Raw genomic sequence first — 22,825 nt, forward strand, 5'->3', positions numbered from 1 at the left:
CGCCGTTCGTGGCCGCCGCATCGTGGGCCCCGGGGCACCGCGGTCCGCGAAGGCCCGTCAGCGCGCCATGGTGGCGTGGGTGACGGTCGGCTCCCGGGTGAGCAGCGTGCGGGCGTCGGTCTCGAAGGCGTGGTCGGTGCCGGTGTAGCGCCCGTGGTGCTGGGCGCAGTGCTCCGACCACGACGTCACGGTGAACGTCTCGACGAACCGCTCCGGCCGGGCGGCGTCCCGGTACAGGCCCCAGGTGACCGCTCCGGTCCGGCGCCGGGAGGCCTCCACCCTCTGCATCGCCGCGGCGAAGGCCGGACGCTGCTCCGCCCGCACGTCGTACGTCACCGTCACCAGCACCGGCCCGTCCTGCGGCGCCGGCTCGACGGCCAGCCGGGGTTCGGGCCAGGCTTCCGAGAGCGTCGGGTCGTTCTGGCCGCCGAGCAGCGGCAGCAGCCGCAGCGTCAGCACCCCGCCGAGGAGGGCCACCGCCGCCAGGAGCATCGCCGGCGACACGCCGGCGTGCTGCGCCACCTGCCCCCAGAGCAGCGAGCCGAGGGCGCTGCCACCCTGGAAGACGAGCAGGTAGAAGGCGGAGGCGCGGGCCCGCACCCAGGCCGGCAGGGCGACCTGGAGGCTCGCGTTCAGGGTGGACAGCGCGGTGATCCACGCCGCTCCGGCCAGGACCAGGGCCAGGAAGGCCACCGGCACGCTGCCGCAGACGGCCAGGGCCACCAGCGCGCCCGCGAAGACGGCCCCGGCGAGCGCCAGCGAGCCGTTGCCGCCGATCCGTCGGGACACCGCCGGCAGCACCGCCGCTCCGGCGACCGCTCCCAGCCCGACGGCGCCCAGCAGCACGCCGTACCCGGCCGCACCGAGCCCGAGGGACTCGTGCGCGGACACCGGCAGCAGCGCCCACAGGGCGGAGGCGCCGGGCACGAACAGGGCGCTGCGCAGCAGGATCCGGCGGATCCGGGGTGCGCTGCGCACGTACCGGCCGCCGGCCCGCATGGCCGCCAGCAGGTGTTCGCGCTCCTGCCCCGGCCGCGGCGGCCGCTCCTGGTCCCCGGGCCGCCAACCGGCCAGCACCACCAGGATCGCGAGGAAGGAGGCGGCGTTGACGGCGAAGGTCCAGCCGACCCCGAGGGCGGCGACGAGGATCCCGCCGAGGGCCGGGCCGACGGCGCGCGCCAGGTTCATGTTCACCGCCCCCAGGGCCGCGGCCTGGCGCAACTCCTCCCGGGGGACGAGCGAGGGCTGCACCGCCTGCCAGGCCGGGCCGTTGAGCGCGTTCCCGCAGCCCAGGAGGAAGGTGAGGGCCAGCAGCGTCCAGGGCCCGAGCACTCCCGCGAAGGCCAGCGCGGTCAGCACCGCGGCCACCAGCGCCATGGCGGCCTGCATCGCCAGCAGCAGGCGGCGCCGGTTCACGAGATCCGCGAGGACCCCGGCCGGCAGGGCGAGGAAGAGCACCGGCAGGCCCGCGGCGAGCTGGACCAGGGAGACCTGGCCCGCGCCGTGGCCGACCAGCAGCCACTGCGCCCCGACGGTCTGCATCCAGCTGCCCACGTTCGAGGTGAACTGAGCCAGCCAGAGGTCACGGAAGACCCGTCGGCGCAACGGCGACCAGGCCGAACCGCTCGCGGTGCCGTGCTGTCCGCCGTCGGTCCCGGTCATCGACGCACCACTCGCTCGTCCTCTCTCACACGGCCCACCGGACGCCCGACGACGCGACGGTACGGGGGAGTCGACGTCGTCGGGCGGCCCCAGGAGAGCCCCTCGCTCCCTGTCCGGGGAACGCTAGGCGGCCCGGCGCCGACGGACTTGCCCGTCAGCGCCCACCGCTGTGCGGATTCTGCACACCTGCGTGCGCGCGGCCCCCGGAGCAGCGGGAACGTGCTTCGTGGGCACCCGTCCCGGTGGCCTTGCTACAGAGTGATGAAGCTTCGTGGGGCAATCCCTACGTCGGTCGGTGGTGACCCGGGCCGGTGCGCGGCGAGAATCGTCACGACGAGCCGCCGCCCATCTCCTCGGCGGGGCAGGCCCATGCCGCCCACGCCGACCGGCGCAACCCGGCCTGAACCCGCCCCCGCAGCCCAGTCGCGTCCGGCCGTCCGGCGCCAGTCGAAAGGTCGCCATGCCCTCCACCCGTCCCACCGTCGTGCTCGTCCACGGCGGTTGCTCCGACGCCAGTGCCTGGTTCGGCGTCGTCGTCGCGAGCGCGCCGGGGCCACCGTCCTCGAACTGCGCGACGCCTCGCACAGCGTGGCCGTCTCCCGGCCCACCGCGGTCGCGGAACTCATCCACGATGCCGGCAAAGCCGGTCGTGTACAGTCGGCGGATCTCCCGATCGAGGAAACCGCACCCGATGAACATTGAGGCGCTCGTCGTGGGCGCGGTCCACGTGCCGCTCGCCCCGGCCGGAATCCGTGCACGATCAGACCAGCGGCGCCGGCGCCCGGGCAGTACGGTCGATGGCGTGTTATCGGCTCGGGCGGACCGGAGTTCGGCTCGGCTCGGACCGGGTCCACGCCGGGGCGCGCAACGCCGTGCCGCGTCCCTTCGATCAGGTCAGGAGCGAAGAGTTGTCCGAGCCCACCCCGCAGCCTGACCGGCGCCCGGTGCTCGACCGGGCGCTCCAGGAGTTCCTGGACGCCGGAGCCGGCCGGTCCGCCGCGGAGCTGCCGGACCTCTCCTTCCTCGCCTGCGACCTCGCGCCGGGTGCCGGGTCGGACGGTTGGCCGGACGGCTGGCCGAGCGCTTGGTCGGACGAGTGGCCGGCCGACGGCGAGTTCGAGGACGAGTTCGAGGACGATCCGTGGGGCATCGAGTCGGAGTGGCTCGCCCTGCCCTGTGAGTCCGCGGGGCGGGTGCACGTCCAGGTGACCAGGCCCGTCGGCGCCGCCCGGCCCAGTCCGGTGGTGCTGTTCCTGCCCGGCCTGGGCTGGTCGCTCGGTGACGCCGACTGCTACGCCCGGCTGGTGCGGGAGTTCGCGCTGGGCACGGATGCCGCCGTCGTGTACGTGGACTACGCCCGGGCCCCGGCGGCGCGCTACCCGGTGGCCGTCGAGCAGTGTTACGCGGTGGCCCGGTGGATCCATGAGCACGGTCATGAGATCGGGTTGGCGGGGGAGCGGATCGCGGCTGTCGGGGATTCCGCCGGGGCGAACCTGGTGGCGGCGCTGACGCTGCTGGCCCGGGAGCGCGGTGAACTCCCGCTGGTCCACCAGGTGTTGCTCTGCCCGGTGACCGACGCCGACTTCGACACCCCGTCCTACCGCCGGTTCGCCACCGGCTACTTCCTGCACCGCGAGCACATGCGCCGGTTCTGGGACGACTACCTGCCCGAGCGGGACCGTCGGACGGAGGTGACGGCGGCACCGCTGCGGGCGTCCCTGGAGCAACTCGCCGGGTTGCCGCCGGCGTTGGTGGTCACGGCGGAGGCCGACGTGCTGCGGGACGAGGGCGAGGCCTACGCGGCCAGGCTCCGCGCGGCCGGGGTGCCGGTGGTGGCCACGCGCTACCAGGGGGTGATGCACGGCTTCCTGCTGATCGGCGGGATCCATCCCACGGGCACCACCCGGGCCGCGCTGATCCAGATCGTCGACACGGTGCACATGGCGCTGCACAGCCGGCCCTGGTGAGGTGAGGGCCGGCGGCGCCGGGTGTCAGAGCCGGTCGTCCGACGGCGCGGGGCGGTCCTCGGCCCGGTTGCCCAGCGCCCGCCGGGCCTCCTCGGCGGACGGGGTGTCACCGCCGGGCCGGGCCACCTCGGCCAGCCGCGCGGTGGGCCACCTCGTGGGCCAGGGCCGGGTCCGTCGCGGTGTCCGGGATCACGCCGGTGCCCTCCCGGTTGCCGCCCGAGACCGGGTTGATCGAGCGGGCCGTCGGGACGGTGGCCTCCAGGTGGGGGTGGAGGGTGAAGCCCCGGCGGGGGTTGGCGCCGCCGCCGCGAACAGGGCGGCGGGCGCGGTTGACCGGCCGCCCGGGACGGGACGCCGCCGAAGGCGTCGAGCGCCCTCGGCGGAGGCCCGACTTCGGTTCGGTGCGCGGACCGACCGCAGCCGGTGCACCGTCGGAACAGGCCCCGGCCGGCCACGTTCCTAGCCTGAGGACCGACACCGAGGGGCTCCGGAGGTCTGCTCCGGTGCCGCGCGTTCCAGTGGCGGCCAGTGCCGCGACCAGCAGGAGGAAGACCATGGAACAGACCGTCAGCGACAACGCGGAGAAGTCGCGCTTCGAGATCCGTGACGGCGGGGAGCTCGCCGGTTTCGCCGAGTACCACCGGTCCGGCGGCGAGATCGCCTTCATCCACACCGAGATCGACCCCCGGTTCGAAGGACGCGGCCTGGGCGGCGTGCTGGTGCGCGCGGCGCTGGACGCGGCGCGCGAGCAGGGGCTCGCCGTCCTGCCCTACTGCCCCTTCGTCCGGGGCTGGATCATCAGGCACCCCGACTACGCCGACCTCGTCCCGGCCTCGCACCGGGCGCGCTTCGGCCTCTGAGGCGTTCGGACGGTTCGCTTCCGGCGTGCCGGCAAGCGATCTCCCGCCGTTCTGCCGCCCTTATGACGCCGTTCTGACGCATGCCGACGGGCTCGGGCTCCGGGTGGTCCCCACCCGGGGTCCGAGCCCGTCCGGCGTCGCCCGCCCGGCGCGGCAGGAGCGGGCCAAGTGTCCACGGCCCCGGCCGGATCGGCGGGGCGTCACGCCGAGGACAGTAGCCCGCGGTCGGCGGGAGGTTCTGCCCGCTCCGCGCCGGGGACTGTTCCGACAGCGCACGAGCACGGCCACCCCGGCCCGTCGCCGACGGCAGTGCGCTGCCGGGCAACTGGCGATGCGTTGCGAAGTCCGTCCGCCCGTCGTCGGTTGCCTAGGTTTCGCTGGGCGGCCCGACCGGGCCGCGACCAGCCGAGGGATAGGCGAAACCCCATGCAGTTCGGGATATTCAGCGTCGGTGACGTGACGGTCGACCCGACCACGGGCCGGGAACCGAGCGAGCGCGAGCGCATCAAGGCGATCCTGGCCATCGCGCTCAAGGCCGAGGAGGTGGGCCTGGACGTCTTCGCCATGGGCGAGCACCACAACCCGCCGTTCGTCCCGTCCTCGCCGACGACCATGCTCGGGTGGATCGCCGCGAGGACCGAGCGGATCGTGCTCTCCACCGCGACCACCCTGATCACCACCAACGACCCGGTGAAGATCGCCGAGGACTACGCGATGCTGCAGCACGTCGCCGACGGCCGCGTCGACCTGATGCTCGGGCGCGGGAACACCGGCCCGGTCTACCCGTGGTTCGGCCAGGACATCCGCCAGGGCATCCCGCTCGCGGTGGAGAACTACGCGCTGCTGCGCCGGCTGTGGCGCGAGGACGTGGTCGACTGGGAGGGCCGCTTCCGTACCCCGCTGCAGGGCTTCACCGCCACCCCGCGCCCGCTGGACGGCGTGCCGCCGTTCGTCTGGCACGGCTCGATCCGCAGCCCCGAGATCGCCGAGCAGGCCGCCTACTACGGCGACGGCTTCTTCCACAACAACATCTTCTGGCCGCAGGAGCACACCCGGCGGATGGTCGAGCTCTACCGCGAGCGCTTCGCCCACCACGGCCACGGCACGCCCGAGCAGGCGATCGTCGGCCTCGGCGGGCAGGTGTTCATGCGGAAGAACTCCCAGGACGCGGTGCGCGAGTTCCGCCCCTACTTCGACAACGCCCCGGTGTACGGCCACGGGCCCTCGCTGGAGGAGTTCACCGAGCAGACCCCGCTGACCGTGGGCAGCCCCCAGGAGGTCATCGAGCGCACCCTCGGCTTCCGCGAGGCCGTCGGCGACTACCAGCGCCAGTTGTTCCTGATGGACCACGCCGGTCTGCCGCTGAAGACGGTGCTGGAGCAGCTCGACATCCTCGGCGAGGAGGTGGTGCCGGTGCTGCGCGAGGAGTTCGCCAAGGGCCGGCCCGCGACCGTTCCCGACGCCCCCACCCACGCCACGCTCCGGGACGACGCCCCCGCCGTGCCCGGGGACGACGCCCCCGCCACCTCCTGACCAGGACGGAGTTCTTCCCCATGGAACCGACCTCGCCGATCACCCTGGCCGTGGTCTCGGGCGGCCTCAGCCTGCCCTCCTCCACCCGCCTGCTGGCGGACCGCCTCACCGAGGCCACCTCCGCCGAGCTGGCCCGCTCGGGCCGTGAAGTCCGGGTGCTGGTGCACGAGTTGCGCCCGCTGGCCACCCCCGTCTCGCACCACCTGCTGTCCGGCTTCCCCTCGCCGTCCCTGGGCGACGCGCTGGAGCAGGTCAGCACGGCCGACGCGCTGATCGCCGTGTCCCCGATCTTCTCCGCCTCCTACAGCGGACTGTTCAAGTCGTTCTTCGACCTGCTCGACCCCGGCGCCCTGGAGGGCAAGCCGGTGCTGATCGGCGCGACCGGCGGCACCGCGCGCCACTCGCTGGCCCTGGAGCACGCGCTGCGTCCGCTCTTCGCCTACCAGCGCGCGCTCGTCGCTCCGACCGCCGTCTTCGCGGCCTCCGAGGACTGGGGCGGTACGGGCGACAGCCGCACCGACACCCTGCCGCGGCGGATCGAACGGGCCGGGGCGGAGCTCGCGGCGCTGACCCTCGCGGCCCTGGCGAATCCGCGGCGGGCCGACGGCCCGACCGTCACCCCCTCCGCGCTCGGCTTCCACTGACCCGGCGCGCACCCCGGGGGATCCGCTCCCGCCGTCACGAACCCGACGGCGGGAGCGTCCGCGTGTCCGGGCCGCCCGGTGCGGCCCCTGACCGCCGACCCGTCGACCGGGACTCTTAACATCATTTGGCACCGTTCGACGGACGCCGATGCCCGCGAGCCCGCGTGCCCGCCGTCCGACACCGAGGAGGAACGTCCATGCAAGCCCGGAAGATCGGCGCGGTCGCCGCGTCAGCGGTGGCGGTCCTGGCTGCCCGCGACCTCGTCCAGAAGAGGCACGCGCTGCTCCGGAACTTCCCGGTGGTCGGGCACGCCCGGTACCTGCTGGAGCGGATCGGGCCGGAGCTGCGGCAGTACATCGTGACCTCCAACGAGGAGGAGCGCCCCTTCAGCCGTGACCAGCGCACCTGGATCTACGCGTCGGCGAAGGAGGAGAACAACTACTTCGGGTTCGGGACCGAGGTCGACGTCGAGCACGTCCAGGGCCACGCCTACCTGAAGCAGCGCACCTTCGCCGGCACGCTGCCCGACACCCACGACCCGCAGGCCCCGCTGCCCTCGGCCAAGGTGCTGGGCGGGCCGCGCGGGCGCGCCAAGGCGTTCCGGCCGGCGAGCGTGGTGAACATCTCGGCGATGAGCTTCGGCTCGCTCTCCGGCGCGGCCATCACGGCGCTCAACAAGGGGGCCGCGCTGGCGGGCACGATGCACAACACCGGCGAGGGCGGCCTCTCCCCGTACCACCGCAACGGCGGCGACCTCGTCCTCCAGCTCGGCACCGCGTACTTCGGCTGCCGCGACGAGGACGGCAGCTTCAACCTGGAGAAGCTGAAGGAGGTGGTCGCCGGCGCCCCGGTCAAGGCGATAGAGATCAAGCTCTCCCAGGGTGCCAAGCCCGGGCTGGGCGGGATGCTTCCGGGCGCGAAGGTGACCCCGGAGATCGCCGGGATCCGCGGCATCCCGGTCGGCGAGGACTGCGCCTCCCCGTCGCGGCACACCGCGTTCGGCGACGTCGACTCGATGCTCGACTTCGTCGAGCTGCTCGCCGCCGAGACCGGCCTGCCGGTCGGGGTGAAGAGCGCGGTGGGGGAGACGGGTTTCTGGCAGGAGCTGGCCAGCCTGATGGCGCGCGGTGACCGCGGGGTCGACTTCGTGACGATCGACGGCGGCGAGGGCGGCACCGGGGCGGCGCCGCGGATGTTCGCCGACTCGGTGTCGCTGCCGTTCCGGATGGGCTTCTCCCGGGTCTACGGCACCTTCGCCGAGCTGGGGCTGACCGACGACCTGACCTTCATCGGCTCCGGCAAGCTCGGGCTGCCCGAGAACGCCGCGGTGGCCTTCGCCCTCGGCGCCGACATGATCAACGTGGCCCGTGAGGCGATGCTGTCGATCGGCTGCATCCAGGCGCAGAAGTGCCACACCGACAAGTGCCCCACCGGCATCGCCACCCAGAACCCGTGGCTGGCCCGCGGCGTCGACCCGGCGTCCAAGGCCGACCGGACCGCCAACTACCTGCGCGCCCTGCGCAGGGAGCTGCTGAAGGTCTCGTCGGCCGTCGGCGTCGCCCACCCCGGGCTGATCACCGCCGACGACGTCGAGATCCTCAACGGCGACTACGAGGCCCGCACCCTGGCCGGGGTCTACGGCTACAAGGACGGCTGGGGCGAGCTCGGCCCGCAGCTCGCCGAGGAGATCACGGCGCTGATGACCGCCCCGCGGACCGCCTGACGCCCCCTCACCGGAGCCGCGGTCGCGGCCCGAGCTCGGCCTCCAGGGCGCCCGCACCGACCCGGATCGGTGCGGGCGCCCTGCCATGACGGTCGGAAGCATGCGGGGAGATTGGTCCAGACCTCAAATGGTCCAGACCTATTGACGTGCCTTGCCGCCCCTCCTACGATCCGGTCCGGCACTGCTCCGCACATACCCCCACTTCACCCAGAGCCGGGCGTCACGCCCCCACGCGTCGGTCATGTCCATGACGCTCGGCGGAAAGGGAGCACAGCATGTTTCGTCGGAGATCACGCACGCCGCGCCCGTCGGGCGGGAGCGAGCCGCTCGGAACTCCCCGGCCGCGGCGGGCTGCCGTGGAGCGCGCGACGCGGATGGACCGGACCGGCCGCGCCCGGCCCGGGTCGACCGTCCTGCACCGCTCCCTCGCCGGGGTGAGCGCCGCCGCCGTCATCGGGGCCGGCCTCGCCGTGGCCGGCACCACCGTCACGGCCGGGGCCGCCACCCCCAACCTGGTGGCCAACCCCGGCTTCGAGAACGGACTCTCCGGCTGGACCTGCTCCGGCGGCACCGCCGCGGCCGTCGGCAGCCCGGTCCACTCCGGGGCCGCCGCGCTCCAGGCCACGCCGACCGGCCAGGACACCGCCCAGTGCAGCCAGACCATCAGCGTGCAGCCCGACTCCCAGTACACGCTGAGCGCCTACGTCCAGGGCAGCTACGTCTACCTGGGCGCCACCGGCACCGGCGGCGGCAGCGACCCGTCCACCTGGACGGCGAGCAGCGCCTCGTACGACCGGCTCAGCGTGGGCTTCACCACCGGGGCGAACACCACCTCGGTCACCGTCTACCTGCACGGGTGGTACGGGCAGCCCGCGTTCTACGCGGACGACGTGTCGCTCACCGGCCCCGGCGGCAGCAGCCCCTCGCCGACCGCCACCACGCCCACGACCCCGCCGCCCACCAGCACCCCGCCGACCAGCCCGCCGCCCACCAGCACCCCGCCGACCACCACCACCCCGCCGGGCGACACCTGCCCCACGAAGCCCAAGCCCCCCGGTAAGGTCCTCCAGGGGTACTGGGAGAACTGGGACGGCGCCTCCAACGGCGTCCACCCCGGCATGGGCTGGGTCCCCATCACGGACAGCCGAATGGCCGCTCACGGCTACAACGTCATCAACGCCGCCTTCCCGGTGATCCTCTCGGACGGCACCGTGCTGTGGCAGGACGGCATGGACACCAACGTCAAGGTCTCGACCCCCGCCGAGATGTGCCAGGCCAAGGCGGCCGGGGCGACGATCCTGATGTCCATCGGCGGCGCCGCCGCGGGCATCGACCTGAGCTCCAGCACCGTCGCCGACAAGTTCGTCGCGACCGTCGTCCCGATCCTCAAGAAGTACAACTTCGACGGCATCGACATCGACATCGAGACCGGCCTGTCCGGCAGCGGCGACATCAACACGCTGTCCGCCTCCCAGGCCAACCTGATCCGCATCATCGACGGCGTGCTCGCCCAGATGCCCGCCGGCTTCGGCCTGACGATGGCCCCCGAGACCGCGTACGTCACCGGCGGGAGCGTCAACTACGGCTCGATCTGGGGCGCCTACCTGCCGATCGTCAAGAAGTACGCCGACAACGGCCGGCTGTGGTGGCTCAACATGCAGTACTACAACGGCAGCATGTACGGCTGCTCCGGCGACTCCTACCAGGCCGGCACCGTCCAGGGCTTCACCGCTCAGACCACCTGCCTGAACAACGGCCTGACCATCCAGGGCACCACCGTCAAGGTGCCCTACGACAAGCAGGTGCCCGGCCTGCCGGCCCAGCCCGGCGCGGGCGGCGGCTACATGGACCCGGGCCTGGTCGGCCAGTCGTGGAACGCCTTCAGTGGCTCGCTGAAGGGGCTCATGACCTGGTCGATCAACTGGGACGGCTCGAAGGGCTGGAGCTTCGGCGACAACGTCAAGCGCCTCCAGGGGCGTTGACGTCCCGGTGGCACACTGCTGAGAGTCCCGCGGCGCGGGTCGCGGGCCCGGCGGTTGTTCGACGTTTTGTTCAATGACCGAGGGCCGAACCAGAACAACCCCGGTGCGCTACACCGGTAGCGCACGTCACACCCGTGAGGAGATGGTCGGGGACCTCACCGGGATGACGCCGCGGGAGCGGCTCTTCTCCGGGTGCGCGGCACAGCGGATGCCCTGGCCGGACCCGACGGAGGAGATCGACGGGATGGACGAGACGGACGAGAAGGACGAGGTGACCGTGGACGGGAGCGGGATGCGCGCGCTGGTGATCCACCGCTACGGCGGGCCGGAGGAACTCCGCGTCGAGACGGTGCCGCAGCCGCAGGCAGGACCGGGCCGGGTGCTGGTCGACGTCACCCTGGCCGGCCTCAACTACGCCGACCTGGAGTGCCGCACCGGCGAGTACCTCCGCTTCCCGCTGCCGGCGGTGCTCGGCGTCGACGTGGTCGGGCGGCGCCGCGAGGACGGCCGGAGGGTCGTCGCGCTGCTGCGCACCGGAGGCGGGTACGCCGAGGTGGCCGTCCCCGAGGCGGCGCACACCGTGGAGGTGCCGGACGACGTGGACGACGAGCAGGCGCTCGGGCTGCTGGAGCAGGGGGCGACGGCCTACGGCGCGCTGACCCTGGCGGGCCGGCTGCGGCCCGGCGAGGCCGTCGCGGTGACCGCGGCCGCGGGCGGGGTCGGCCACCTGGCGGTGCAGCTGGCCAGGGAACTGGGCGCGGGCCGGGTGGTCGGCCTGGCCTCCACCCCGGAGAAGCGGGAGTTCGTGCGCTCGCTGGGCGCCGACACCGTGCTCGACCCGGCCGACCCCGACCTGGCCGAACGGCTCGCGGAGTCGGGCGGGTTGGACCTGTTCCTCGACTCGGTCGGCGGCCCGGTGCTGCGCGCCGGGCTGGCCGCGCTGGCCCCCTTCGGGCGGCTGGTGTCGGTCGGGGCGCGCGAGGGGGTCGAGGACGGCTTCACGATGGGCGAGCTGACCGAGCGCTCGGCGGGGGCGCAGGGCTTCTGGCTCAAGCACGTCCTGACGGACCGGAAGCTGTTCGAGGGCGTCGCCGACCACATGTTCCGGCTCGCCGCCGAGGGACGGCTGGTGGCGCGGATCGACCGGACGGTGCCGCTGTCCGGGGTGGCCGGGGCGCACCGGGCGATGGCCGCGCGGGAGACCGTGGGCAAGGTGCTGGTGGACGTCCGCCGCGAGGACTGAGCGGTACGGGGGCGGCCGACCGGCCGCCCCCGGCGCACCGGGCCCGACGGCGCAGACCGTCGGGCCCGGTGCTGCGTCAGTACCCCGCGACCTCGTCCAGGCCGTGGCCGCGCAGCGGGACGAGGAAGCTGCGTTCGAACACCACCACGGTCTCGCCGGTGGACTTCGTCCCGGTGGTGCGGCAGCGCACGATGCCCTGCCCGGCGCGGCTCTTGGAGAGCCGCTTGGCGAGGGTCTCGGTCTCCGCGTAGAGCGTGTCGCCGGCGAACACCGGGTGGGTCATCCGGATGTTCTCCCAGCCCAGGTTGGCGATGGTGCGCCCGCTCGTCGAACGGGCGGTCATCCCGCCGACGATGCTCAGCGTCACCAGGCTGGAGACGATCGGCTTCCCCCACGGGGTGTGCTCGCTGTAGGCGGCGTCGATGTGCAGCGGGGCGTCGTTCATGCTCAGCATGCTCATCAGCACGTTGTCGAGCTCGGTGACGGTCCGCCCGGGGCGGTGCTCGACCACCTCGCCGACCTCGAACTCCTCGTAGTAGCGCCCGACCACCTCGCGGTAGCGGCGCTCGCCGATGCGCCGGTAGCCGGCGGGTTCGGTCGTGTCCATCGCGGCTGCTCCCGGGTCCTAGAGGTCTGCGGTGAGTTCCTTGACGTGGCCGGCGAAGTCGCGGATCATCCGCTCGTCCATGTCGGCGCGCATCATCAGTCGGAGCCCGGCCTCGCCCTTGGGCACGATCGGGAAGAACACCGCCGAGCTGTAGTAGCCGCGCTCGAAGAGCTGGGCGGACAGCTTGACCGCGCGCTCGGCGTCCCCGACGTCGACCCGGCGCACCGGCAGGCCGTTGCCCGCGAAGGCGGTCGGCAGCAGTTCGTCGAAGAGCTCGATGTTGCGGGCCAGCTTCGCCTGCAGGTCGGCCAGTTCGGGGGAGCGGTGGATGGCGGCGCTGGCCAGCGAGGCGCCGACCAGCGGCAGCGGGATGTTCTGCGACCAGCCGACCGGGCCGGCGTGCCGGTGCAGGAACTCGAACTGCTCGCGGTTGCCGAGCATCGCGACACCGCCGCTGGTGCCGAAGCCCTTGCCGAGGCTCGCGGTGATCACCGTCAGCGGGTTCATCTCCAGCCGGGAGCGGACGTAGCCCTCACCTCGCTCGCCCATGATGGACAGCGAGTGGGAGTCGTCGATGTAGAGGAACAGCCCGTAGCGGTCCTGGAGTTCGAGTAGTCCGTCGAGGGCCGCCGTGCCGCCCATCGAGTAGGCGCCGTCGGCCACGTAGGCGACCCGCGGGTACTTGCGGCAGATGTCCTCCAGGTAGTTCAGGTCGTTGTGCGGACAGGTCAGCACCAGCGACTCGTCCGCGCAGATCGGCTTCGTGTAGGCCATGCAGAAGTGGCAGAAGCGGTCGAAGACCATCACCCGGGGCCCGCCGCCGCCCTGACAGGTGCCGTCCAGGTGGCCGGAGGCGATCAGCGGCAGGATGCCGGCGGTGAGTGAGGTACAGGACGCCCCCGGCAGGATGTGGGCGCCGAAGAGTTCGCCCAGCTCCTCCTCCAGGCGGACCAGCAGGTTGTGCCGGATCCGGGTGGTGGAGATGACCAGCGAGGTGCTGCGGGACTCGGTCAGCGCCTCCACCGCGCCGGCCAGCAGCGCGGGGTGGTTGTTCAGGCCCAGGTACGAGCAGGAGACCATGTTGGCGAACTCGTGGCCGGTCTCGCGGACGATCAACCGGTTGTTCGACTCCGAGTCCGCCGTGATGCCGATCAGGCCGTTGGCGGCGGCCGCCTGCCAGACCGGGTCGGCGCTGGCCAGCATGGCCTCGGCGTTGCGGTACCGGCGTGGGCCGAGGATGGATTCTTCGGTCATCGTCACTTCTCCGTCGAGTGGTTCGGGGTGTCGGTGGGCGCGTGGCCCCGTGTGCAGGTGGTGGGGGGAGACCTCGGGCCGGGGCGGGTCGAACTGTTCGATCAGCCGCTGCGAGGCCTCGAAGAACGGCATGCCGACCATCACCCCGTCCACCACGGTGACCGAGCGGCCGTTCTCCAGACCCGCCGCGACCACCCGGCGGGCACGTTCCAGCAGCTCCTCGCCCGGGCTGAACACCTCGTTGATCAGAGCGAGTTGGCGCGGATGGACGGCGATCTTGCCGCTGAACCCGAAGTCCCGGGCGAGCCCGGCCTCCCGGCGCAGCCCGGCGAGGTCGGTGACCTCGAAGAACGGGGCGTCCATCGCCTCCACCCCGGCGGCGCGGGCGCTGTTGACCACCCGGCCGCGGGCGTGGGCCAGGGCCTCCCAGGAGAGCCGGGCGCCGACCGCGAAGGCGTAGTCGGCCGAGCCGAAGACCAGCCCGCGCAGCCGGTGCCCGGCGGCCGCGATGGCGGGCGCGTGCTCGATGCCCAGCGGGGTCTCCACGACGGCCAGGAACTCCGTCTGCGGGCAGTCCGAGGCGAGCGCGCCGGCGGCGATCTCGATGTCCCGGGCGGACTCCGCCATCGGGATCAGCACCAGGTCCGGCTTGACCCGGTACCGGGTGATGGCGATCAGGTCGCGCAGACCCTCCGGTCCGGAGAGGGTGTTGATGCGCACCGCGCTGCGCGCGAGCTTGGTGGACGGGAGGGTGAAGAACTCCTCGGCGAGCCGGCGGGCCTCCTCCTTTCGGGCGGGTGGGACCGAATCCTCCAGGTCGACCATGGCGATGTCGGCCCCGGACTGATGGCTCTTGGCGTACCGCTCCACCGCCATCGCGGGTGTCGACAGGAGGGAACGGCAGTACCGCGTGAACTTCATGGATATCTCCGAAGTCAGCGAAGGCTGCGGGTTCCGGTTCTATCCCACCGGCTTTGTTCGGCGCCGTGCGGCTGGACATTGAACACCAACTCGGAACAACCGACCCGCACGCACCATTGTTTGACGCCGACGGTCCTGTGCATGATGAATCAACGGGGGGGATGGCCGCGAGGCACGCGCGGCGCGCGTGGCGCGTGTGGCACACGAGGTTTTCAGGACACCGCTTCAACGGAGAAGGGGGCCGTAGTGCCGCGTCGGGAAAGTCCACTTGACCCCGGGGACGGGCCGCTGCTGCGCTTCGCGGGTGATCTGCGGGCCCTCCGGGAGCGGGCCGGAGGCCTGCCGTACCGTCAACTGGCCCTCCGCGCGCACTGCTCGGCGGCCAGTCTGTCGGTGGCGGCGGGAGGACGGCGGCTGCCCAGCCTGGCGGTCACCCTCGCCTACGTGCAGGCCTGCGGCGGGGACGTGCGGGAGTGGCAGCACCGCTGGCAGCTGCTCGCCGCCGAGCTGGCCGCCGAGACCGCGGCCCGGCGGCGCGCCCAGGACGTCGGACGGGCCCCCTATCCGGGCGCGGCCGCGTTCGAGGCCGTCGACGCCGAGCGGTTCTTCGGCCGGGAGGCGCTGCTGGGGCGGCTGATCGCCCTGCTGACCGAACGGCGGCTGGTGATCGTCTCCGGGCCGTCGGGGACGGGCAAGTCCTCGCTGGTCAGAGCCGGGTTACTGGCCCGCCTCGGCGGGGTTCCGGCCGCCGGTGCGGATCCCGGGAGACCGGCGGCCGGGGGCGGGGCGGAGCGGCCCCCGGCCGACGGCGGTGTCCCGGTGGCGCTGCTGACCCCCGGTGAACGGCCGATGGAGGCGTACGCGTTGGCCCTCGCCCGGCTCGGGCAGCGAGCCGGGGACACGGCGCGCGGCGGGGCGGGAGCGACGGCCGGGGATCCGGTGCTGGTGGTGGACCAGGGCGAGCAGCTGCTCACCCGCTGCCGGGACGCCGCCGAGCGGGCGCGCTTCCTGGACGCTCTGGTGGCGACCGCCACGGGCGGTCCTGGCGAGGCGCCGGACGGCCTGCCGCCGGCGGCGCCCGCCCGCTGCCGGGTGGTGCTGGTGCTCCGCTCGGACCAGTGCGGGCCACTGCTCGCCGAGCACCCGGGGCTGGCCGAGACGGCCGGGCGGCAGGGGATGCTGTCGGTGGGGCGTCCGGCGCCGGACGAGCTGCGGCGGGCGATCACCGAGCCGGCGGCACGGTCCGGCTGTACCGTCGAGGGCGCGCTGCTGGCCGTCCTCATCTCGACCGCCGCGCAGCAGCCGGGCGCGCTCCCGCTGGTGTCCGCGGCGCTGCTGGAGACCTGGCGGCGGCGCAGCGGCAACGCGCTCACCCTGGCCGGGTTCCAGGCCACCGGAGGCTTCGAGGGCGCGCTGGCCCGGACGGCGGAGACGCTGTACAACGGGCTGGACGTGTCCGACCAGGCGCGGGCGCGGTCGGTGTTCCTGCGGCTCGGCGGGGAGTTGGTCGGTGCCGGCGAGGAGGCCGCCGGTGGCGTGCCGGGCCTGGGCGAGGGGCTGGGGCCCGGCGGCGGGCCGGTGTCGGGCGGCGCGCTGGTGCCGGGCGGCGACGAGGGCACCCGCAAGCCGGTCCGGCGGGCCGAGTTCGACGACCCCGGGGTGCCGGAGATGGTGGAACGGCTGGTCCGGGCACGGCTCGTGGTGGTGGACCGGGACACCGTCGAGTTGTCCCACCACGCGCTGCCGCAGGCCTGGCCCAGGCTGCGCGGCTGGTTGGCGGAGGGCCGCGAGGCGCTGGGGGAGCAGCGCAGGCTCTCGGCGGCGGCCCGGGGCTGGGTGGCGTCCGACCGGGATCCGGAACTGCTCTGCCGGGGCGGCCGGTTGGAGCAGCTGATGCGGCGGGTGGCGGCCGGGGAGCTGGCCACGGCCGGGGTCGAACGGGCCTTCCTGGCCGCCTCGGCCCGGGCGGCCGTCGCCGACCGGCGCCGGGCGCAGCGGCAGAACCTGGCGGTGGCCGGGGTCGCCGCGGCGGGCGGGGCGCTGCTGGCCCTGGCGGGCGGGAGCCGGATCCGCCGGGCCTGGCGGTGGTGAGCGTCGGGCCGGGGCCTTCGCCAGGGGCGGCCGCGGGGCCTTCGACCCGGCCCGCGCGCCGACCGGCTCCGGGGGCGTCACACGGGTATTGATCAGTGCCGGAACAACGGAATTCGAACAACGGGCGAGGCGCGCGCGGGTGCGTCGGGAGAGCCCATTCGGTGCCGATCACGGTCCTTTCGCGGTTGTGGTGGTCCGGGCGGTTCGACAGTCGATCCCGGCCCTTCGAAAGGCGAATTCGACTGCCTGGCCGGTGAATTCCGGTACGCCGCGGTCGGCCGGAGCCGGTCCGGCGATTGATCCGCAGGAGATCGGCCGCTCCCGGATCGACGGGCCGCTCTCGTCCGCGGCGGAGCCCGGCCGCGCTCGGCTGACAGTGCCGCGTGGCAGAGTTCGCCCCATGAACATCGCTACCACGTTGCACAGTTGGGACGAGTCCGTGGCCCTCTTCGAGCGTCGCGGCCTGCCCGTCTCCTCGTACGAGAACCTCTACGAGGAGTCGTACGACGTCCACTCCGGCGCCCTGTCGATCGACGGGCACCTCGATCTCGACGCCACCGAGCCGTACGGCACCGGCTATGTCGTGGACGGCGACCTCGACGTCAGCGGCGCCGTCCTCAACCTCGACGACGGCTGCCCCGCGCTGATCGTGCTCGGCGACCTGCGGGCGGCCGCCGTCTACCTGGAGGGGGACGCCAAGTTGCTGGTCCGCGGCAGCGTCCACGTGGAGGCCTTCGTCGGCAACATGACCGACAAGCTGGTCATGCTCCACGGGGACCTGCACGCCCGGGTCACCGTGCTGTCCGCCGGATTCGAGCCCGATCTGGTCGAGGGCACCCTGTACGGCCCCGTCCTGGCGCCCGCCTACCTCGCCTCCGGCTACCCGGCGCTCGCCGGCGCCGAGGCGGTGCTGGTGCGCGAGGTCCTGTGCGCCGGCGCCGACGACGACCCCGACGGCCAGGGCGTCTTCGACACCCCGGGTGTCCACGGTGGCCGCCTGCAGAGCCGCATCGAGGCGGGCCTGCCCGTGACCGTGGCCGGCGGCCTTCCCGGTCGGTGAGCGGGATTTCGGGAGCGACCACCCCTCGCGGTGGCGCAGACTGGGGCGAGTACTTTTCACACCGGAGGATGGATTCTCATGGCTGACCGGCCCCTGACGCTGATGGCGGTGCACGCCCACCCCGACGACGAGGCCACCGGGACGGGGGGTGTCCTCGCCCGGTACGCGGCGGAGGGCGTCCGCACGGTCCTCGTCACGTGTACGGACGGCCGCTGCGGTGACGGACCGGGAGGGGTCAAGCCGGGCGAGCCCGGGCACGACCCGGAGGCCGTCGCCGCGATGCGCCGACAGGAACTGGATGCCAGCTGCGAGGTGCTGAAGGTCACTCACCTGGAGCTGCTGGACTACGCCGACTCCGGGATGATGGGCTGGGCGAGCAACGACGCGCCCGGGTCGTTCTGGCGCACGCCGGTGGAGGAGGGCGCCGCCCGCCTCGCCGAACTGATGCGGCGGTACCGGCCCGACGTGGTCGTCACCTACGACGAGAACGGGTTCTACGGCCACCCCGACCACATCCAGGCCCACCGGATCACGATGGCGGCGCTGGAGTTGGTCGAGGAGCCGGCGTCGAAGGTCTACTGGACGACGGCGCCGCGCTCGGCGATGCAGCGCTTCGGCGAGGTCATGCGGGAGTTCGGCGGGGACTGGGAGGAGCCGGACCCGGCGGAGGCGGCCGAGATGCCCGACATGTCGCAGATCGGCCTGCCGGACGAGGAGATCACCACCTGGGTGGACACCACCGCGTTCGGCGGCCGGAAGTTCGACGCCCTGGCCGCGCACGCCAGCCAGGGCGAGAACATCTTCTTCCTGAAGATGGGGAAGGAACGGTTCACCGAACTGATGGGCGTGGAGACCTTCGTGCGGGTCAAGGACACCACCGGCGCGGCCGTCCCCGAGAACGACCTCTTCGCCGGCCTGCGCTGACCCCGGAGCAGCGGTGTGCCGGCTGCGAGGCGGGCGGGCCTCGCAGCCGGCACGGCGTGGACGTGGTACCCGTGGGCGCATCCCGTCAGAGCGCCGCCAGGGCTATCGGGGCCACCGTCCTGAGAACCTTGAACGCGGTGTCCCAGAAGGCGTCGGCCTCGACGCCGGGGGAAGCACCCAGGGCCCCGCCGGCGCGGCCGCTGCGGTCGATCGACGGGGCGAGCGTCGGGAGCTGCGGGGTGGGGGTCCATGCCCGGTACTCTTCGCGGACGTCTTCCATGGTCATGGTCGCTCTTCCCTTCGTGGGTGGTGGTTCCGTCGGCCGGGCGGCCCGGGGCGGACCTGCTCGCAGGCCCGGGGCGGAGCCGTCCGGGACGGCCGGCAAGGGTCAGATGAAGCCTCCGATCACGGGGGGCGGGGCCGGCATGCAGCCGGGGGTGGGGGCACCGTCGCAGACCCAGGGCGCCGGGTCCGCGAAGCTGGGGCCGTAGAGCCCACCGGGGCCGTCCATGATCTGCGTGACCGGGTTCGCGTCGGTGGCCGCGCTCTCCTTGGCGGGGTTGGTCACCGGCTCGGACGGCTCGGGGCCGGCGATGAATCCGAGGTTCACGCTCAGGGACGACAGTCTCCCTCGCGGGCTGGGGTCGATGTCGGCGACTTCCTTGACCACCTTCAGGTCGGCGTCGTACCCCAGGGTGCGGTCGATCGGCGGCACCTGGGGCGGCGGCTGCTCGTACATGGTCCTGTCTCTCCTGTCCGGTGCTCCGGTGGCCGGTCGTGCGTGGCCGCGTCACCGGGCGGGGTGGCCGGCGCCGGACCTTCGAGGCCCGGCGCCGGCGCGGGGTGCCTCATCAGAGGAACGACTCGATCAGGCCGCCGCCGGCCTTGAGGAGGTTCGTCCAGTTGATGTCGGCCTCGACACCGGGGGAAGTGCCCAGGGCGCCGCCGGTGCGGCCGGTGCGGTCCACCGGCGGGGCCAGCTTGGGGAGCTGCGGCGTGGGGGACCACTCCCGCCGGTCTTCCTCGCGGAATTCTTCCTTGGTCATTTCTGCTCATCCCTTCTCGTCGTGTCGGTTGCACTCCGTTTGGTCGCGTTCCGTCCTCGGCGGGGCCCGTCGGGGCGGGGCGTCACAGGGCGGCGTAGCACATGCCCCGGGCCGGGCCGGGGAGGTCGGCACAGACCGACCGGGCCGGTGCGGCGCCCGGGTTGTCGGGCAGGCGGCCGGTGTCGTCCCGGCCGTCCCTGTGGACCGGCGGGGCGAGGACCGGCAGTCTGGGCGCGATCCTGGGGGCAGGTGCGGGGGTTCTCATGATCCGCCTCCTCCTGAGGGGTGGCGTGGGGCCGTTCCGTCGGCGTGGGTGCCGGCGGTGTCGGGGGTTCAGCTCTCCAGGAACTGGTGGGCCGGCGCCAGGGTGACGGGGTACTCGTCGCTGACGTCCATCGTGAACAGCATGGAGACCCGAGCACGCCTGTCGTTCTCGGGGTCGAAGAACGTCACCTTCACGTCCTGGCAGTCCGATCCCATGCGGCAGTACGGGCTCTTCTCGACCGTGATGGTGTCGATGCAGTAGAGCGAGATCGGCTCGCTGGGTGCCGTCGTGGTGCTGGGGACGGTCTGGCCCAGCAGAATGGCCTTGCTGATCGGACCGGCGATCGAGTAGGCATTCGTCCCGGCGGCGTTGAGCGCCCGGTCGGCGGAGGTCTGTCCGAGGTTGCGGAACTGGTAGTAGAGCTTGTCGAGGAAGGTGTCGATGGTCTTGCGGACGTAGTCCTCGTTGACCGTCAGGTGATCGTCCTGGGCCTGCTTCATGACGGCCTTCACCACCGCGTCCACCAGCTGCTTCTGGCGCCAGATGTAGATGCCACGGCTCTTGACCTCGATGACGGGCACGACCTGCCCGGAGAACAGCCGGACGGTCCGGTCGGTCAGCCGCCCGGGTATCGAGATCCGGGAGGCGTACTGGTCGTCCTTGTCCGGCTTGAGGTGCTGGCCGTAGTACGCGTCCCGGAACGACCGGTAGACCGTGGAGACCGGGCGAGCGGGCGAGGCGAGCGCCAGCAGGGCGTCCGCGAGCTTGGAGTGGTCGTCGATCATCGCCTGCACGTCCGCCTTCGTGGCCCCGAGGAACACGAGGGGGTCGCTGGCCCAGTCCATGCCCGCGGCGGGTTCGGCCTCCAACGCGTAGAGCGGCGTGCTGTCCAGGTTCAGCGTCCAGGTGACCTTGTCGGAGGCCCACGGGTTGGCGGTCAGGTAGTCGTGCAGCTGCTCGGCGCTGTAGGGATTGGCGGGCTGCTCCTTCGTCACGCCCGCATGGTCCGGGTCGGGCACCTGGACGGTCGGCATCAGCTGGCGGAAGCTGTCCCGGCGGGCCTCGGTGAGGAAGTCCACGCCGATCTCGCCGATCGCGTAGACCAGTGGGCGGTTGTTGGTGGAGGCGCAGGAGGGCCGGACGCCGCCGCCCGCGGGTGAGCCGCCCGGCGGCCCCGCCATCGACGGCCCGGCACCCGACAGCCCGGTCGTCGACGGCCCGCCGCCCTGGCACGCGCAGGGGGCCGCCGGGGCCTGCCCGAGCGCCGTGGCGCCGACTGGCGGCGGGGGCATGGCCGGGGCGGGCGCGTGCACCGCTTCGGGCGGCGGGACGGGGGCGGGGCTCGGGGGTTGGGCGCCCGCGGCGGTGGCGCCCGTCACCCCGGCGACGGCTGCGGCCGGAGTGACGGCTTCGAACGGTGCGCTCTGTGCGGCCAGGAAGGCCTGAACGGCCTCGGGGTCCGGCACGGCCTGGGCCGCGGCAGGGGCCGCTTGCGCGGCCCCTGCGGGCTGGGCGGCTTGAACGGCCTCGGGGGTGGCGGCGGGAACGCTCTGGGTGTCCATGGTGCTGGCTCCCTCGTGCGAGTCGTGTGGGGAGGTTCCGATTGGTGAGGGTGCGCCGACCGTGGCGACCCCGACCTCGGGGGAGAGGGTGGCGCGGCGGGTGGCCGCCGCCGTGGTTCCGGCGCGGACCGGGCGGTCCGTCAGGTCTTCCGCTCGGGTGATCAGCTCGTACGCCCGGGCCGCGTCCAGGTGCCCGACCAGCCGGCGCCGGCACTCCGGTGCCTCGGCGGGTGTACAGGGCACGGAGCGTGCGCCCCGCAGCAGGGCCCGGCCGACCGCCCGCGGGTCGGGCGTGCGCCCCGCCCGCACCTGCGCGCCGACCAGCACGGCGGCGACCCCGGACACCAGCGGTGTGGCGAAGCTGCTGCCGGTGAGGGCCGCGCTACCGCCGCCCGGGGCGGCGCCCTCGATGTCGCGGCCGGGGGCGAGCAGGCCGTGGGAGGCGTACGCGGAGCCCCAGTTGCTGATGTCCAGCGGCTCGCCGTCGGGGCCGGCCGCGCCGACGGCGAGCACCGTCGGGGTGGCGGCCGGCACCTGGGCGCAGTCGCAGCCGTCGTTGCCGACGGCCGCGACCACCAGGACCCCGCGCTCGTCGCACAGCCGCAGCGCCTTCGCCAGCATGGGCTCCGGCTCGGTGCCCCGGCCGATCTCGCCCCCGCTGATGTTGATGACGTGGGCGCCCTCCTGCACGGCGCGTTCGACGGCCCTGGCCAGGTCGAGTTGGGGCACCCGCCCCTCGCCCGCGTCCGTGAAGACCGGCAGGACCAGTCCGCGGCAGCGCGGGGCGATCCCGGCCAGCGGGCCGTCCGGCCGACCGAAGAGCAGGCCCGCGACATGGGTGCCGTGCAGCGACATCGGGCCGGAGCCGGCCGGTTCGGCGACGAGCGTGTCCAGCCGGGTGAGGTCCGCGCCCTCGAAACAGGGGTGCGACAGGTCGACGGGACCGTCCAGGACCGCGATGCACACCGCCGGGTCGCCGAGGAGTTCGTCCTCGGGGGCGCGGACGTCGCGCAGCACCGATCGGGCCTTCATGGGCATCGCCTTTCCGGTGTCGGGCGGGGCGTCGGGTGCGCTCCACCGGGGCGGCAGGTGGTGCCAGTCAACGGGCCGGGCGTCGCCCGGGTGTACCGGGGAGCGTCACGGTCGGCGGGCCGGTGCCGTCGCGGGCGCGTCGCGTCCCCGTGGTGAAGCCACCCCTGCCGTGCTCCGTGCCACGGGCCGGTGGATGCACGGACGGTGACCGTCGGCCAGCCCGTGGACCGGTCCGGGCGTCCGCGGTGAAACGGCAGCCGCCTCCAACACCCGTTCGGCGGCGGCCCATTCGGGTGTCGACCGGTCGGCCGGGGGCACGGTCGTGACGGTCGGCGACGACGGCCGTGACGCCTCCGCGACGTCACCGCGGCATCACCGCGATGCCGCCGCAACGTCCGTGCGACATCCGCGCGACGCCGGGCCGGGGCCGTACGGACACGGCGGTGAC

The 22,825-nt window shown here is 73.5% G+C and carries 18 protein-coding genes and 1 pseudogene; 11 read left to right on the forward strand and 8 right to left on the reverse strand.

Going from position 1 to position 22,825, the window contains the following annotated elements; translation table 11 throughout:
* Positions 1–57: 57 nt before the first annotated feature.
* Entirely contained in the window at positions 58–1,662 is a 1,605-nt protein-coding gene (locus tag ACWDBE_RS00745; RefSeq protein WP_449806697.1) for an MFS transporter, read from the reverse strand.
* 908 nt (positions 1,663–2,570) lie between these two features.
* Between ACWDBE_RS00745 and ACWDBE_RS00750 the strand changes: the two genes are divergently transcribed.
* The 8 genes and pseudogenes from ACWDBE_RS00750 to ACWDBE_RS00785 all read left to right on the forward strand — a co-directional run bounded on the left by ACWDBE_RS00750 (position 2,571) and on the right by ACWDBE_RS00785 (position 11,615).
* A complete protein-coding gene (locus ACWDBE_RS00750; protein ID WP_449806698.1) occupies positions 2,571–3,629 on the forward strand; it encodes an alpha/beta hydrolase in 1,059 nt (352 codons plus the stop codon).
* 554 nt (positions 3,630–4,183) lie between these two features.
* Positions 4,184–4,489 carry a GNAT family N-acetyltransferase gene (locus tag ACWDBE_RS00755; RefSeq protein ID WP_449806699.1) on the forward strand — a complete coding sequence of 102 codons (306 nt, stop codon included), beginning with the start codon at positions 4,184–4,186 and terminating at the stop codon, positions 4,487–4,489.
* A gap of 426 nt (positions 4,490–4,915) precedes the next feature.
* Positions 4,916–6,022, forward strand: a complete 1,107-nt coding sequence (locus ACWDBE_RS00760) for an LLM class flavin-dependent oxidoreductase (RefSeq protein ID WP_449806700.1) — start codon at positions 4,916–4,918, stop codon at positions 6,020–6,022.
* A gap of 20 nt (positions 6,023–6,042) precedes the next feature.
* Positions 6,043–6,666, forward strand: a complete 624-nt coding sequence (locus ACWDBE_RS00765; protein ID WP_449806701.1) for a CE1759 family FMN reductase — start codon at positions 6,043–6,045, stop codon at positions 6,664–6,666.
* Positions 6,667–6,863: 197 nt separating this feature from the next.
* Positions 6,864–8,390: an FMN-binding glutamate synthase family protein gene (locus ACWDBE_RS00770; protein WP_449806702.1), complete on the forward strand. Its 1,527-nt coding sequence runs from the start codon at positions 6,864–6,866 to the stop codon at positions 8,388–8,390.
* A 374-nt stretch (positions 8,391–8,764) separates the two neighbouring features.
* Positions 8,765–9,238 (forward strand): annotated as a pseudogene (locus tag ACWDBE_RS00775) (carbohydrate binding domain-containing protein); the annotation flags it as partial.
* A 42-nt stretch (positions 9,239–9,280) separates the two neighbouring features.
* The gene (locus ACWDBE_RS00780; RefSeq protein ID WP_449806981.1) at positions 9,281–10,372 is read left to right on the forward strand and encodes a chitinase; all 1,092 of its coding nucleotides are present in this window, start codon (positions 9,281–9,283) and stop codon (positions 10,370–10,372) included.
* A 103-nt stretch (positions 10,373–10,475) separates the two neighbouring features.
* Positions 10,476–11,615 (forward strand): quinone oxidoreductase family protein, encoded by a 1,140-nt coding sequence (locus tag ACWDBE_RS00785; protein ID WP_449806703.1) that lies wholly within the window; start codon positions 10,476–10,478, stop codon positions 11,613–11,615.
* 76 nt (positions 11,616–11,691) lie between these two features.
* On the opposite strand, the gene ACWDBE_RS00790 is transcribed toward ACWDBE_RS00785, so the two are convergent.
* Together ACWDBE_RS00790 and ACWDBE_RS00795 are read right to left on the reverse strand one after the other, a co-directional pair.
* Positions 11,692–12,222, reverse strand: a complete 531-nt coding sequence (locus tag ACWDBE_RS00790; protein WP_449806704.1) for a MaoC family dehydratase — start codon at positions 12,220–12,222, stop codon at positions 11,692–11,694.
* A gap of 18 nt (positions 12,223–12,240) precedes the next feature.
* Positions 12,241–14,397, reverse strand: a complete 2,157-nt coding sequence (locus ACWDBE_RS00795) for an aldolase/citrate lyase family protein (protein WP_449806705.1) — start codon at positions 14,395–14,397, stop codon at positions 12,241–12,243.
* 246 nt (positions 14,398–14,643) lie between these two features.
* Between ACWDBE_RS00795 and ACWDBE_RS00800 the strand changes: the two genes are divergently transcribed.
* The 3 genes from ACWDBE_RS00800 (at position 14,644) to ACWDBE_RS00810 (ending at position 18,472) form a co-directional block, all read left to right on the forward strand.
* A complete protein-coding gene (locus ACWDBE_RS00800; RefSeq protein ID WP_449806706.1) occupies positions 14,644–16,488 on the forward strand; it encodes an nSTAND1 domain-containing NTPase in 1,845 nt (614 codons plus the stop codon).
* 400 nt (positions 16,489–16,888) lie between these two features.
* The gene (locus ACWDBE_RS00805; RefSeq protein ID WP_449806707.1) at positions 16,889–17,548 is read left to right on the forward strand and encodes a hypothetical protein; all 660 of its coding nucleotides are present in this window, start codon (positions 16,889–16,891) and stop codon (positions 17,546–17,548) included.
* Between the two features lie 78 nt (positions 17,549–17,626).
* Positions 17,627–18,472: a PIG-L family deacetylase gene (locus ACWDBE_RS00810; RefSeq protein WP_449806708.1), complete on the forward strand. Its 846-nt coding sequence runs from the start codon at positions 17,627–17,629 to the stop codon at positions 18,470–18,472.
* 85 nt (positions 18,473–18,557) lie between these two features.
* Here ACWDBE_RS00810 and ACWDBE_RS00815 read toward each other — a convergent pair whose 3' ends face one another.
* The 5 genes from ACWDBE_RS00815 to ACWDBE_RS00835 all read right to left on the reverse strand — a co-directional run bounded on the left by ACWDBE_RS00815 (position 18,558) and on the right by ACWDBE_RS00835 (position 22,377).
* Positions 18,558–18,758 carry a hypothetical protein gene (locus ACWDBE_RS00815; protein ID WP_449806709.1) on the reverse strand — a complete coding sequence of 67 codons (201 nt, stop codon included), beginning with the start codon at positions 18,756–18,758 and terminating at the stop codon, positions 18,558–18,560.
* A 102-nt stretch (positions 18,759–18,860) separates the two neighbouring features.
* Positions 18,861–19,211 (reverse strand): hypothetical protein, encoded by a 351-nt coding sequence (locus ACWDBE_RS00820; RefSeq protein WP_449806710.1) that lies wholly within the window; start codon positions 19,209–19,211, stop codon positions 18,861–18,863.
* Between the two features lie 112 nt (positions 19,212–19,323).
* The gene (locus ACWDBE_RS00825; RefSeq protein WP_449806711.1) at positions 19,324–19,518 is read right to left on the reverse strand and encodes a hypothetical protein; all 195 of its coding nucleotides are present in this window, start codon (positions 19,516–19,518) and stop codon (positions 19,324–19,326) included.
* An 82-nt stretch (positions 19,519–19,600) separates the two neighbouring features.
* Positions 19,601–19,783, reverse strand: a complete 183-nt coding sequence (locus tag ACWDBE_RS00830; protein WP_449806712.1) for a hypothetical protein — start codon at positions 19,781–19,783, stop codon at positions 19,601–19,603.
* A 68-nt stretch (positions 19,784–19,851) separates the two neighbouring features.
* Positions 19,852–22,377, reverse strand: a complete 2,526-nt coding sequence (locus tag ACWDBE_RS00835) for a cyanobactin maturation protease PatG family protein (protein WP_449806713.1) — start codon at positions 22,375–22,377, stop codon at positions 19,852–19,854.
* Positions 22,378–22,825: the final 448 nt, after the last annotated feature.

It is taken from the genome of Kitasatospora sp. NPDC001132 (assembly GCF_053598415.1).

Coding starts and splice junctions, on each gene's coding strand:
- ACWDBE_RS00745 (WP_449806697.1), bottom strand. CDS start 1,662: ATGACCGGGACCGACGGCGGACAGCACGGCACCGCGAGCGGTTCGGCC.
- ACWDBE_RS00755 (WP_449806699.1), top strand. CDS start 4,184: ATGGAACAGACCGTCAGCGACAACGCGGAGAAGTCGCGCTTCGAGATC.
- ACWDBE_RS00760 (WP_449806700.1), top strand. CDS start 4,916: ATGCAGTTCGGGATATTCAGCGTCGGTGACGTGACGGTCGACCCGACC.
- ACWDBE_RS00765 (WP_449806701.1), top strand. CDS start 6,043: ATGGAACCGACCTCGCCGATCACCCTGGCCGTGGTCTCGGGCGGCCTC.
- ACWDBE_RS00770 (WP_449806702.1), top strand. CDS start 6,864: ATGCAAGCCCGGAAGATCGGCGCGGTCGCCGCGTCAGCGGTGGCGGTC.
- ACWDBE_RS00790 (WP_449806704.1), bottom strand. CDS start 12,222: ATGGACACGACCGAACCCGCCGGCTACCGGCGCATCGGCGAGCGCCGC.
- ACWDBE_RS00795 (WP_449806705.1), bottom strand. CDS start 14,397: ATGAAGTTCACGCGGTACTGCCGTTCCCTCCTGTCGACACCCGCGATG.
- ACWDBE_RS00805 (WP_449806707.1), top strand. CDS start 16,889: ATGAACATCGCTACCACGTTGCACAGTTGGGACGAGTCCGTGGCCCTC.
- ACWDBE_RS00810 (WP_449806708.1), top strand. CDS start 17,627: ATGGCTGACCGGCCCCTGACGCTGATGGCGGTGCACGCCCACCCCGAC.
- ACWDBE_RS00815 (WP_449806709.1), bottom strand. CDS start 18,758: ATGACCATGGAAGACGTCCGCGAAGAGTACCGGGCATGGACCCCCACC.
- ACWDBE_RS00820 (WP_449806710.1), bottom strand. CDS start 19,211: ATGTACGAGCAGCCGCCGCCCCAGGTGCCGCCGATCGACCGCACCCTG.
- ACWDBE_RS00825 (WP_449806711.1), bottom strand. CDS start 19,518: ATGACCAAGGAAGAATTCCGCGAGGAAGACCGGCGGGAGTGGTCCCCC.
- ACWDBE_RS00830 (WP_449806712.1), bottom strand. CDS start 19,783: ATGAGAACCCCCGCACCTGCCCCCAGGATCGCGCCCAGACTGCCGGTC.
- ACWDBE_RS00835 (WP_449806713.1), bottom strand. CDS start 22,377: ATGAAGGCCCGATCGGTGCTGCGCGACGTCCGCGCCCCCGAGGACGAA.